We start from the raw sequence: 12,491 nt of genomic DNA on the forward strand, positions 1-12,491 counted from the left end.
CCGCATTCCTTAGAATGCGGGGCCGTTCTGATTTTGAGTACGGTGCGGTTACCGCTGTGGGTCGTGGGCTTTATCGGGCGTTATGGTTTTGCCCTTGTTGGTGTCCTGGTTGGTATTGGGGTGCTGATCTTCCTGCTTTTTGTGGGTTGGATCATCGTGTGCAGGAGCTTTAGGAACGTTGGTAGCAGTCATGGTCGTAGTCAGTTACGAAGTGAAACCATACGCACTGGTACGCAGCCCGGGCGGCCATGGGCAGGCTGCTCAAAATGATGCACGCGCGTCGGCGCATAGTACGTAGGCTACTCCACCGTGTGTGCCCGCCGGATACCCAGCTTTTTCATGCGGGCTTCCAGCGTTTTGGCGTTGATGTCGAGCAGAACCGCCGCGCCTTGGGGGCCGCTCACGCGGCCGCCCGTTTGATGCAGAGCAGCCAGGATATGGTCCCGCTCCTGTTCCCGCAGCGTTTTCAAGGGGCCTGGCGCGGATGCTGCCACCGGCGCTGCGGCGGCGGCCGTGGCCGAAAAGCCCGCAAACTCCAGGGCCGGACCTGTGGAGGCAATAACGGCCCGCTCCACCACGTGCTCCAGCTCCCGGATGTTGCCCGGCCAGGGGTAGCGCTGCAGGGCTTTCAGGTCGCGGGGGCGGAGCGTGCGCACGGGCTTGCCCAGCTTCTTGGTGAAGCGCTCAAGGAAGTGGCGCACCAGCGGCTCCACATCCTCGGGACGCTCCCGCAGGGCGGGCAGGTGAATCGGAAATACGTCGAGGCGGTAGTACAGGTCGGCGCGGAAGCGGCCGGCGGCTACTTCCTCTTCCAGCACGCGGTTGGTGGCGGCCAGCACCCGCACGTTGGTATGAATGACGCGCCGCCCGCCAATGCGCTCAAACTCTTTTTCCTGCAGCACCCGCAACAGCTTGGCCTGCAAATCCAGGGGCAACTCCCCAATTTCATCCAGGAAAATGGTGCCGCCATCGGCTAGCTCAAACTTCCCAATGCGCCGGTCGTGGGCTCCGGTGAAGGCGCCTTTCTCGTGCCCGAACAGCTCACTTTCAATTAGCTGGGCCGGCAGGGCCGCGCAGTTGATTTTCACCAGGGCCCGCTCCTTGCGCGGGGAAAAGTTGTGCAGGGCCCGCGCCACCAGCTCCTTGCCCGTGCCGGTTTCGCCGGTGATGAGTACGGTGCTGTCGGTGGGGGCCACCTGCTCCACGCGCCGGAACACCTGCTGCATGCTGGGGCTGCCGCCCACAAAGTCGCCGAAGCGGGCAGCGGCCGTGGTGTTGATTTCGTCGATAAGGTAGGTTCGCTCCCGCTCCAACTGGGTGCGCAGGGCTTCAATCTGCTCAAAGGCCAGCACGTTCTGCATAGCCAGGCGAATCTGCGGCACCAGCGTCAGAATCAGCTCCAGCATTTCCGCCGTGAAGGCCAGGGGCTGATGGCTGGCCATAATAAGGGATGCTGTTTGCTCGTCGCCCAGGTCCAGGGGCGTGCAAAGCAAAGACTGGGTGCCATGATTTTCCCGAATGTAACGCAGCATGGTATAGCGCTCCGCTAGGGAGTCAAAATCGGCCCCTACGTATACGCCGGGCCGCATAAACAGCTCAACGGCATCCTGCTTGGCTTCCTCGAATTCGGGCAGCTCGTCCCGGCGGTTTTCGTCGAGGGCGGCAAAGGTGCCATCGGGCTGCTTCACCAGCTCGGCAAAAGCACGGATAGGTGAGCCAGGCAGGTGCAGGCGCACCCCGAAAAAGTCGCAGGGCACCACCTGGTTGATTTCGGTGGCAATGGTGCGAAACAGCTCGCCCCGGTCCTTGATACTGAGCAGGGCGTTGTTGAGGGCCAGCTGCATCGTTTTTTCCTGTTCGCGGCGGGCAATGTCCTCGAAGGCCAGCGTGTTGGTAACAGCCACGGCTACCAGACTGCCGATTTTTTCGAGCAGGTCTTCGTCGGTAGGCGCAAACGCGGGCCGGCGCCGCGCCACCAACGACAGCAGGCCGATAAGGTGCCCGCCGGTGCGCAGCGGCACCACCACAAAGTAACGCATGCCTTTATCGAGCAGGGCGCAAAACGGCTGGTATGCGGGGTAAGAAGTCAGCAGCTCCTCCAGATCGTACTGGCGCAGGTGGGCATGGCGCACAAACTCCTCAATGGGCGTGCCTTCGATGGGGGCCCGGCTGGGCTTGGCGCCCGCCGCCTGGTCGGGCAGCAGCAGCTCGCCGAGGTAGTCGCGCAGAAACACGCGGCGGTACTGGTGCTCGGCGTCGAAAGTGAGGATGGTAATGGCATCAAAGGGAAAAATCAGCCGCAGCTTTTCCGTGACGGTGCGAAAGAGTGTTTCCTTGTCCCGGGTGATGGCAATGGCATCGTTCAGGTACAGCAGCAGCGAATCGTCCTGGTCAGGCATCTTGTGTTTCCTTAAATAACAGGAGGTACAAATCGGGAATTTCTCAAATATAAGGAATATTAATCTGTGTGGCGGTTACAGTTTATCGAGCTATATTAAAAAATTTATGCGTTTTTAGGCTTTTAAGAAGGGTTTTCAATTTTTTTTAATCTGTGTAACTGCCTGGCATGGGCTTGGGTAATAGGGGAGCGACCTTCATCAGTCCTTGTCTATGCTTTCTCGATCAACTCTTGCCGCGCCGCTGCTGTCCCTGGGGCTGTTGAGCGGCAGCGCCGCCTACGCTCAGCAGGGTTCCGTGCTTTCGGACTCCCTGACGCTGGATGGCACCATCCGCTCGGTACTGGATGCCAACCCGGCCATTACCACGCTGGAAGAAGAAGTAAACGCGGCTACCAGCCGCGTGACGCAGACCCGCGGTGGCTTTCTGCCCCAGGTTACCGGCACGGCCACTTATACCCGCATCGACCCGGTAGTAAAGCTGCAGTTGTCGCCGGATAGTCCTCCCTTCCAGTTTGCGCCCAACAACAACTACGATACGCACATCACCATTCAGTACGGCCTGCTGGACTTTGGTAAGAAGGATGCCACGTACAAACTGGCAGAAAGCCGCCGCGTGACGGCCGTTGACCAGATCAACGTGACGCGCCGCGACCTGGCTTACTCGGCTGTGCAGGTGTACTACAACATCCTGTTTGTGCGCGAAAGCATCAAGGTGCAGGACGAGCAGATTGCCTCGCTTCGGCAGCACCAGCGCGAGATGGAAAAGCGCGTGGAAGGCGGCGTAAGCACCAGGTTCGACGTGACGACCACGCAGGTGCGCATCACCCAGGCCCAGAACACCCGCATCGACCTCGAAAACCAGCTGCGCAACCAGCAGGTGCAGCTGGCCCGCTACCTGCACAAGCCCGAGTACAACGAAGTGCCGGTGCGCGGCACGTTCACCTACCAGCCCCAGCCGCTGGACGTGCAGGCTGCCCTGGCGCGGGCCCTGGAAAACCGGCCCGAAGTGAAGCTGGCCCGTGATGCCGAGGCCACGGCCAGCGCCAACCTGCGGCTTATTGAGAAAAGCAACCTGCCGTTGCTGGGCGTGGGCGCGCAGCTGGGCGGCAAAAACGGCTACCAGCCCAACCTCGATAAGTTCAGGCCCAACTCCACGCTGGTGGCCCAGCTGTCGGTGCCGATTTACGACGGGGGCAAAAACAAAAACCAGCGGGTAGAGGCCCAGGCCAACATCCGCGGCTCCCAGGCCCGCATTCTGGACACGCAGGAGCAGGTGCGCGCCGATGTGCACCAGGCCGCCAACAACCTGCAGTCCAGCGCCGCCCGCTACGATAACGCCGTCACGCAGATCAATCAGGCTACGGATGCCCTCACCCGCGCCAAGGCCCGCTACCGCTACGACGTAGGCACCAACCTCGACGTGCTGGATGCCGAAACCCAGCTGGCCCAGGCCCGCCTCTCGCGCCTGCAGGCCATCTACAACTACACCCTCGGCCAGTACCAGCTCAAGCGTGCCACCGGCGAGCAGATATGGTAGCAGTGAAGTTGTGAAAGGTGAAGTTGTAAAGCTCTCTTTTACAATTCGCTCATTTCACTTCTCACCACTTTACAATTTCACCTTTTCCCATGCACCTGTCCAAGATTCTTTGTCCGCTGGATTTCTCGGTAGCGGCGGCGGCGGTGGTGGCGTATGCGGCCACGCTGGCCAGCGCTACTGGAGCCGAGCTGTGTTTGCTGCACGTGCAGGAAGCGCAGCTGGCCCTCAGTGGCCATGCGCCGGGCCAGGTGCCTGATGCCGCCACGGAGCTGGCCCGCTACCAGCTGCTGGCCCAACAAGCCGGCGCCGGCCGCGTAACTACCCAGCTGCGCCAGGGCGACGCCGACCGCGAAATTGTGCGGGCGGCGCAGACCAGCGGTACCGACCTTATCATCATCGGCTCCCACGGCCAGACGGGCCTCACCCGCTTTCTGATGGGCAACACCGCCGAGCATGTGGTACGCCACGCGCCCTGCGCCACGCTGCTCGTCAAGCCCCAGGGCACTGCGGCATTGCGGCAGTCGGCCTAGCGGCGGAATGGCGAGATAGTGAATTAGTAAGTGACGTTCCGGATGCCCGGATGCCTGTCTGGCTAATTCACTATCTCGCCGTGCAACACTCACCATTTCACCATTTCACAACTCACAACTTCACAGATGGCAACGCAAGAACCGGTGGTAGAACGCCAAATTTCGCAGCCTGGCGGCCCGGCCCAGCCCGCCGCTGATACCGCTTACGACGAGCCTGCGGCCCGCTCCAAACGGCCTTTCCTTTTCATTGTGCTGGCGCTGGTGCTGCTGGTGGGCGGCTACTTCGGCTGGCAGCGTTACCAGTTTGGCCAGACGCACGAAGAAACCGACGACGCTCAGGTTGAAGGCGACGTATACCCCGTGCTGCCCCGCGTAGCCGGCCCGGTGCTGGAAGTGAAAGTAGAAGACAACCAGGCCGTAAAAAAGGGCGACGTACTCGTAACCCTGGACCCGGCCGACTACCAGCAGCGCGTGAATGCGGCCCAGGCGGCTTTGGCCGCCGCCCAGGCCAACGTGGTAGCTGCCCGCGCCGCCGTGGGCACCGCCCAGGCCAACGTGCGCTCGGCCCAGTCGTCTATTGGGGTGAGTGACGCCAACCGCTCCCGCCTCGAAAAAGACCTGAAACGCAGTGCCTTCCTGCGCAAGGAGGACATCATCCCGCAGAGTGAGTACGATGCCGTGCAGGCCAACCTGCGCGCCACCAGCGCCCAGCGCGCCACCGCCGCCGACCAGGTAGGCGTGGCCCGTCAGCAGGTAGTAGCCGCCGAGCAACAGGTAGCCGTGGCCCAGGCCGTGGTAAAGCAGCGCCAGGCCGACCTCGACAACGCCGAGCTGCAGCTGAGCTATACCACGCTCAAAGCACCCGTGAATGGCGTAGTGAGCAAAAAGAACGTGCAGCCCGGCCAGGTAGTGGCTCCCGGCCAGCAGCTGATTGGGCTCGTAGCCAGCAACCGCACCTGGGTGGTGGCTAACTTCAAGGAAACCCAGCTCGAAAACATGAAAGTGGGCCAGCCCGTGGAAGTGGAAGTGGATGCCTACCCGAATGAGGAATTCAGCGGCCACATCGAGAGCCTGTCGGCCGCTACGGGGGCCCGGTTTGCCTTGCTGCCCCCCGATAACGCCAGCGGCAACTTCGTGAAAGTAACCCAGCGCGTGCCCGTTAAGATTGCGCTGGATAAAGTAGACCCCGACCACCCCCTGCGCGCCGGCATGAGCGTGACGGCGACGGTAAAGGTGAAATAGTGAGATGGTGAAATGGTGAGTTGATATTCTGGCGGTGTAGATGGCGCAAGCGGCGCAATCAGAATAGCAACTCACCATTTCCTCAGCTTACTTCCTTGCCTTTTTACGGGCCGTGGCCAGCACAGCCAGAATCTCGCGGTACTCCTGTTGGAGGTCCGCCAAGCGAGCCACGGGAGTGATGCCTGCGTCGCCGAGCAGTTCCAGCCAGAAAAGGGTTTCGTCGGCTTCTTCCACGCAGATGCACAGCTTGGCATACCACTCGGCGCCGGAGCGGCCCCGGCAGGCTGCCCGAAAATTGGCGGCGACTGATGTGGCTGACCGCAATAATTGCTTACCCAGAGTAGAAGATTCGCCAGTGCGCGGCAGCTGCTGAAATAGTCGAATCACCCGTAGTGCAGCTTCTTTGGTACGCCTCCGATACGTTTCGTTGAAGGGAATACTGGGTACGATTTCCTCTTCCATAAAGTGAATAAGTAAGGTTGATCTTCTGCAAGTAAGAACATCAAACTCACCATTTCACCATTTCACCATCTCACACATGGAAACCGGATTTACCAAGTGGATTATCGTCGTCACGGTAGTCATGTGCTGCCTGCTGGAGCTGATTGATACCAGCATCGTGAACGTGGCCCTGACGCAGATGATGGGCAACCTCTCGGCCACCCAGCAGGAGGTGACCTGGGTAATTGCCTCCTACGGCATTGCCAACGTTATCGTGATTCCGATGACGGGCTTTCTGGCCGAGCAGTTTGGCCGCAAAAACTATTACCTCGTGTCGGTGATTCTCTTCACGCTGGCCTCCGTAGCCTGCGGGCAAAGCACCAATATCTGGGAGCTGGTGGCCTTCCGCTTTGTGCAGGGCATCGGCGGCGGGGCGCTTATGGCTACGTCGCAGGCTATTCTCATCGACACCTTTCCGCCCAAGCAGCTGCCACTCGGGCAGGCTTTGTTTGGTATGGGCGTCATCATCGGCCCCACCATCGGACCCACGCTGGGCGGCTACATTGTGGACAACTACGACTGGCCCTGGATTTTCTACGTGAACGTGCCCGTGGGCATCCTGGCCAGCATCTTCACTATCCTGTTTATCCGGGACCCGGAGCGCATCAAAAACGCCATTCCGCGGCCCCTGCGCGAAATCGACTGGGCCGGTATCTTCCTGCTGATTCTGGGCGTGGGCTCCCTGCAGCTGGTGCTGGAGCAGGGCGAGTCGGAAGACTGGTTTGAAAGCGCCTACATCAACAGCTTTACTGCGCTGGCCGCTATTGGCCTCGTGGGCTTTGTGTGGCGCGAGCTGACGGCCCGCCAGCCCATTGTGGACCTGCGGGTGCTGGGCAAAAGTCGCAACCTGGCCGTGGGCGCGGTGCTGTCGTTTGTGCTGGGCTTCGGCATGTTTGCCTCGGTGTTCATCTTCCCTATCTTCACCCAGCGCATCCTGGGCTTCTCGGCGGCCCAGACCGGCGAAATTCTGCTGCCCGGCGCCCTGGCTTCGGGCCTGATGATGCCCATTATCGGGCGGATGCTGCAGGCCGGCGTCCCCCAGAAATTCATGATTCCGGTGGGCTTCGGCATCTTCTTCGTCTTCACCTTCTGGATGGCCCAGATTATTTCACCCACGGCCGGCGAAGACGACTTCTTCTGGCCCCTGATGGTGCGTGGCCTAGGCATGGGCCTGATATTTCTGCCCATTACCACCATGAGTCTGGCCGGGCTGAAGGGAAAGGACGCGGGGCAGGCGGCCGGCCTCACCGGCATGATCCGCCAGCTTGGGGGCTCGTTTGGAGTGGCCATTGTGGGTACGTACTTGGAGCGAAGCATTGCCCAGAACCGCATCAGTCCGCTGGCGCACATTTCGCTCTACGATACCAACACGGTGCAGCGCATCCAGGCTTTCACGGCCAACTTCATGGCCCGCGGCTTCTCCTTCGAGCAGGCCCAGAAACAGGCCTACGCCGCCTTGGAAGGCATTCTGATGAAGCAGGTATCCATCATCACCTACTCCCAGGTGTTTTCCATGATTGGCTTGTTTTTCGTGGTGTGTCTGCCGCTGGTGCTGCTTATCAAGCGGGCCCGGCGCGGTGAGGCCATCGACCTGAACGCGGCACACTAATAACGTAGCCGGCGCACCCAACAACAAACCCCCTTGCTACTGCCGTGGCAAGGGGGTTTGTTGTTGGGACTGGCTGTGCCAGGTCAGTCATCAATGGTCAGGAAAACGCGCTGCAGCTTAAGTACGTCCAGGCAGCGACGCAGGGTGGAGTCCGCGTTGCATAGCCAGATAGTTGCACCTGCCTGGCGTAGCACTAACAGTTGGGATACTACGTGGCCTACGCCCAGCGTGCGCAGGCACTGCAGCCGGCCGCAGTCTACCACTAGCTGGGGCTGCACTACGGAGGGGTTCTTGCGCAGGGTGCGGGCAACCTGCAGCGCATCCACCGTATCTAGGTCAACGGCAGAGAGATAGGCCGCTACTGCCTGGGCCGATGAACTTTCGAGGTAAAGAGAAGACATGCAGGCACCATAAACGTGTAGAAGGAACACTCAGGACAAACGCAGCCAGCATGGGTTGCTGGGCAAAGCCTCGGGAGCAGTCCGTACGAGTGCTGTGCGCCCTGCTAATGCGCCGAGTTTGTCGCGGTACTGCACGTAGTAGCTGGGATTAGAGCCCAGGGCAGTGCGGTCGAGAAATGGGCTGCAGGCGTGGTGCGCAATGCATTCCCACGTTTGGGCGCCTAGTTGTCGGTACACATCGGCGTAGTAGCCGGGTGGCGTAGGAAAATCAAGTCGATGGCCGGCGGGCACCAGGTAGAGGGCCGTCAAAGCGGTGAAGGGTAACATACTTTCATGGCGTTTGGTACAGTAGACAGGCAGGACAGCAGCGAAATACGCATAGGTGCTTCACTGCCAAAGGAAACGGTGCGGCCTGCTGTTTGGCTCCCGGATAATCACGGGTTTGCAGTGGGTAGAATCCGGTATTTTGCTAAAGCGAAAAATCCCGGTTGGCCTTGCCAACTCTAGTGTAAAATGGGTGGTCTGCTCACTGCGCGTGGTTGAAGCCTGCAGAAAATAACAAGCTGTAAAAGATCAGCCTGCCGCCGCCCCGGGGTTTGGCCAGTATCAGGGAGGCTAAGGTGTTTGACCTGGAGGCGCCAGCAGCTACCGGAACAGCCAGCAGGTAGCCACTATAAAATTGCGGGTAAAACACAGGTCCCTTCTCCCTGGCACGCCTTACGAAAGGTATGCTGGGGAGAAGGGACCAAAAGGCAAGAAATAAGCTTGGGAGCTTAGTGGGTTGTGCTGCCGCTGGTGCTACCCGACGTAGTGCCACTGCTGCTGCTGCCCGAGGTAGTACCGCTGGCAGTGCCAGTGCGGCGGCCCGAAGTGGTGCTGCCGGAGGTGGTTCCACTTTGCGTGCCCGGGGACTTCTGGCGGTTGGTAAGCGTGCCGGACGTGGTACCCGACGTAGTGCCGCTGGTTGTACGGCGGCCCGAAGTGGTAACACCTGACGTGCTAGCCCCTGACGTACTGGCTCCTGAGGTAGTTGCCGTTCCCGATGTCATCGTGCCCGAGGTGGTGCCGGTAGTAGTTTGGCCGGCAGTGGTTCCTGCCGTGGTGCCGGTAGTAGTTTGACCAGCAGTGGTTCCTGCCGTGGTGCCCCTGGTCGTGCCGGCTGTGGTGCCAGACGTGGTGCCGGAGGTGGTACCAGACGTGGTAGTCTGGGCGAAGCTGGTGGTAGAAAGCAGGGCGCTAAAGAGCGCGGCGGTTAAGAAAACAGCAGTCTTTTTCATAGGAAAGAAAGAAGAGGTGGAGAAACTGAAAGTGCCCCGGGCTAAGGCAGGCCGGGATCTGATGGGCTCTTTTTACGCTCTCCTCTTGCTGCTGGCTGCTTGATACATAAGGAATAAACCCGGATTTTTTCGGGGAAAAACCGGAGAAAACTACCTGAAAATACTTAGCCGGAAAGGCCGCCACCCTACCGCAGTAGGTTCGTGACCTACTCCGCTCAATCTAAAAGCGCACTATCTCAGTCAGCTAAGACAGTCCCAACTGCCGGGCTTAAGGGGTCAGCGGCAGCTGAATGGTGACGGTGGAGCCCTTGCCGGGGTGGGTGCGCAGCGTGAACGTGCCGCCCAGCAGCTCTACCCGGGTGCGGATGCCGGGCAGCCCGATGCCCTTTGCCTTTTTCAGCTGGCCTGCATCGAAGCCTACGCCGTCGTCTTCCACGCTCAGGTGCAGGTGGTCATCGGCGCGGGCCACCTGCACAAATACCTCGTGGGCCTTGGCATGCTTCATCACGTTGCTGAGCAGCTCCTGCATAATGCGGTAGATGGCAATATCCAGCAGCGGCGGCAGCGCCTTATCCAGGCCCGAGAGGTTCAAATCTACGTCTAGGGTGTGGGCGGGAATACGCTTTACCAGCTCCCGCAGGGCCATTTTCAGGCCGAAGTCCTCCAGAATACTGGGCGTGAGCTCGAAGGAAATGGTGCGCGTGGCCCGTATGGCTTCGCTTAGCAGCTTCTGGCTGGCCTGGCCCGGCTCGGAGGGCGGCAGGTTGTCGAGGTGCAGCTTGGTGGCGTACAGCAGCTGGCCCACGCCGTTGTGCAGGCCCTCGGCAATGCGCCGCCGCTCTTCTTCCTGGGTGGTAAGAATGGCCGAAAGCACTTCCTGCTGCTGGCGCAGCTTCAGGCGGTTGGTTTCGGCCAGCAGGGCGTTGCGCTCCGTCACGTCGCGGGCTACGAGGAGCACCCCGGTAATGGCTCCCTGGGTAAGCAGCGGCACAAAGTTGAGGTCGAGGAAGATCTGCGGTTGCTGGTGGCCCTGCCAGTTGAGGTGCTGGGTGGCCTCGCCCGCGAGGGTGCGCTGTAGCAGGGCCAGAATCTGCGGGTCGCGGGCAAAGCCGGGCAGGGCTTCTTCCATCGTGCGGCCCAGGGCGTCGGCCTCGGGGCGGCTTAGCAGGGCGGCTATTCTAGCGTTCCAGGCCGTCACGCGCAGCTCCAGATCTAGGGCTACCACGGCATCTACGGTGTTGTTGAGCAGGTTCTGGGTAAACTCCTTTTCCCGCTGCAGCTGCCGGCGGCTTTCTTCGGCCGCTGTACTATCCAGGGAAAAAATGATGCCCTGCTGGCGCTGCTCGTCAAAGAAGCCGTAGTTCTGGAAATAAACCGGGCCCGAGGGCATTTCGGCAACACCCGTGAACAGCATCGACTCGCGGGCCAGCAGCCGCCGCACGGGGTTTGCCAGGTGCGGATACGCATCAAACACGCTGCTGCCCACCAGCTCGTTGTCCTGCAGCTGCAGGGCCCGTAGGCCGCTGCCCACCATTTCCAGGTACTCGCCCGTGGGAGCCAGCCGAATCAGGATGGCGGGCAAATGCGCCAGAATGTGCTCCAGCAGCCGGTTTTTATAAGTTAGCTCTTCCTGCTCCTGCTGCCGGGCCGTGATGTCGCGCACCAGCCCCACAAACCGGAAACTATGCCGCTGCTCGTCGTGGAGCAGCTGGCCCAGGGCCGAGATATGGCGGATAGTGCCGTCGGGCCGCACAATGCGGTGCTCCAAGTCAAGCGGGGTGCGCTTCTGCAGGGCCTGCTCCAGGGCCTGCTCCACGCGGGCCCGGTCGTCGGGGTGCAGTGCGTTCTGCAGCACGCGCAGGGGCACCGGCTGTGGGGCGGGCGCAAGGCCAAAAATCTGCTGGGCGCGCACATCCCAGTAAAGCTGGCGCGTGTGGACATCGACGCTCCAGATGCCGGTTTCCGACGCTTCCAGGGCCATGTTGAGGCGCTCCTCGCTTTCGCGCACCCGGGCTGTGGCTTGTTTCTCGGCCGTGATGTCGCGCCAGGCCGCGTGCACAATGGTGCCCTGTGCTTCGGGCACGGCCGTGAGCAGAATATCTTTCCAGAACTCTTCGCCCGAGGGCCGGAGCCGGCACCACTCAAAGCGGCAAAAGCCCCAGCGCAGGGTTTCTTCCCAGTAGTGCCAAGCCAGCACGTCGGAGCGCTGCCCGCTTGGCTGCCGCTGCGGCGAGAAGGCCGCGCCCGACTGACCCAGCAGTTGCTCTTTGCTGGTGAGGCCCAGCAACCGCAGGGCGGCGGCGTTGCAGTCCACAAAGCGGTTGTCGCGCATGAGCAGCATGCCATCCTGGTTTTGGTCGAACAGGAGGCGGAAGCGCCGCTCGCTGAGCTCCAGAGCCTGCCGGGCCTGGTACTGCTCCGTGACATCTGCCAGCGCCAGCCGGATGCTGGGGTGGCCATGGCCGTCGGTGGCGGCTACGCCTTCCAGGCGGGCGTAGATAGTCTGCCTGTCGTCGCGGCGCATTTCCAGCGTTATGGTGCGGCGGGTTGGCTGCTGCTGCACCTGGGTTAGAAAATCCGCAAAGGCATTACGGCCGGCCGGGGCCACAAACAGCGTAAGGCGGCGGCCCAGGAGTTGCTGGCGTACGGAACCCAGCAGCTCGCAGGCCCGCAGGTTCAGCTGCAGCAGGGTGCCATCGGGCGCCACAGTGCAGTAGCCGATGGGCGCAAACTCGTAGAGGTCGACGTAGCGGGCACGGCTGGTTTCGGCTTCCGTTTGGGCCAGCAGCAGCTCCTCGTACTGCATTTCCAGCTCAATCTGGTGCACCTGCAGCTCCTGCACCAGGCGCTGCACATCGTCGGGCACGTTGGGCGGCAGGCTCGCGGCCGAGAGCCGCCGCCGCTCGGCCCGCAGGCGCAGCTCCTGCAGTGCAGGGTGCGCATCAAAACCGGGAAACGGCGGGCTGTCAGGTTCGCTCATGGCAAAATGAGTTCA

Annotated in this window: 11 protein-coding genes; 4 read left to right on the forward strand and 7 right to left on the reverse strand. The window is 61.3% G+C overall.

Going from position 1 to position 12,491, the window contains the following annotated elements; genetic code table 11:
• Positions 1–48: 48 nt before the first annotated feature.
• Together I5L79_RS06140 and I5L79_RS06145 are read right to left on the reverse strand one after the other, a co-directional pair.
• Positions 49–192: a hypothetical protein gene (locus tag I5L79_RS06140; protein ID WP_196954152.1), complete on the reverse strand. Its 144-nt coding sequence runs from the start codon at positions 190–192 to the stop codon at positions 49–51.
• Positions 193–299: 107 nt separating this feature from the next.
• Complete coding sequence (locus tag I5L79_RS06145) at positions 300–2,399, reverse strand: sigma-54-dependent Fis family transcriptional regulator (RefSeq protein ID WP_196954153.1); 2,100 nt, start codon at positions 2,397–2,399, stop codon at positions 300–302.
• A 211-nt stretch (positions 2,400–2,610) separates the two neighbouring features.
• Here I5L79_RS06145 and I5L79_RS06150 point away from each other — a divergent pair, with 211 nt between their 5' ends.
• From I5L79_RS06150 to I5L79_RS06160, 3 genes are all read left to right on the forward strand, one after another.
• Positions 2,611–3,936, forward strand: coding sequence for a TolC family protein (locus I5L79_RS06150; RefSeq protein WP_196954154.1), 1,326 nt, complete (start codon positions 2,611–2,613; stop codon positions 3,934–3,936).
• Between the two features lie 89 nt (positions 3,937–4,025).
• Positions 4,026–4,466, forward strand: a complete 441-nt coding sequence (locus tag I5L79_RS06155; RefSeq protein ID WP_196954155.1) for a universal stress protein — start codon at positions 4,026–4,028, stop codon at positions 4,464–4,466.
• 126 nt (positions 4,467–4,592) lie between these two features.
• Positions 4,593–5,708: an HlyD family secretion protein gene (locus I5L79_RS06160; RefSeq protein ID WP_196954156.1), complete on the forward strand. Its 1,116-nt coding sequence runs from the start codon at positions 4,593–4,595 to the stop codon at positions 5,706–5,708.
• 87 nt (positions 5,709–5,795) lie between these two features.
• Here the strand turns inward: I5L79_RS06160 and I5L79_RS06165 are convergent, their stop codons facing one another.
• Positions 5,796–6,170: a four helix bundle protein gene (locus I5L79_RS06165; RefSeq protein ID WP_196954157.1), complete on the reverse strand. Its 375-nt coding sequence runs from the start codon at positions 6,168–6,170 to the stop codon at positions 5,796–5,798.
• Between the two features lie 76 nt (positions 6,171–6,246).
• On the opposite strand from I5L79_RS06165, the gene I5L79_RS06170 reads away from it, so the two are divergent.
• Positions 6,247–7,818, forward strand: coding sequence for a DHA2 family efflux MFS transporter permease subunit (locus I5L79_RS06170; protein ID WP_196954158.1), 1,572 nt, complete (start codon positions 6,247–6,249; stop codon positions 7,816–7,818).
• A gap of 83 nt (positions 7,819–7,901) precedes the next feature.
• Here I5L79_RS06170 and I5L79_RS06175 read toward each other — a convergent pair whose 3' ends face one another.
• The 4 genes from I5L79_RS06175 to I5L79_RS06190 form a co-directional block, all read right to left on the reverse strand.
• Positions 7,902–8,219: a hypothetical protein gene (locus tag I5L79_RS06175; protein WP_196954159.1), complete on the reverse strand. Its 318-nt coding sequence runs from the start codon at positions 8,217–8,219 to the stop codon at positions 7,902–7,904.
• A gap of 30 nt (positions 8,220–8,249) precedes the next feature.
• Entirely contained in the window at positions 8,250–8,546 is a 297-nt protein-coding gene (locus I5L79_RS06180; protein ID WP_196954160.1) for a hypothetical protein, read from the reverse strand.
• Between the two features lie 446 nt (positions 8,547–8,992).
• Complete coding sequence (locus I5L79_RS06185; RefSeq protein WP_196954161.1) at positions 8,993–9,496, reverse strand: hypothetical protein; 504 nt, start codon at positions 9,494–9,496, stop codon at positions 8,993–8,995.
• A 268-nt stretch (positions 9,497–9,764) separates the two neighbouring features.
• On the reverse strand, positions 9,765–12,476 hold the full coding sequence (locus I5L79_RS06190) for a PAS domain S-box protein (RefSeq protein ID WP_196954162.1): 2,712 nt from the start codon (positions 12,474–12,476) through the stop codon (positions 9,765–9,767).
• Between the last annotated feature and the right edge of the window lie 15 nt (positions 12,477–12,491).

Origin of the sequence: Hymenobacter guriensis, from assembly GCF_015773195.1 — a bacterium.
Lineage (GTDB): Bacteria > Bacteroidota > Bacteroidia > Cytophagales > Hymenobacteraceae > Hymenobacter > Hymenobacter guriensis.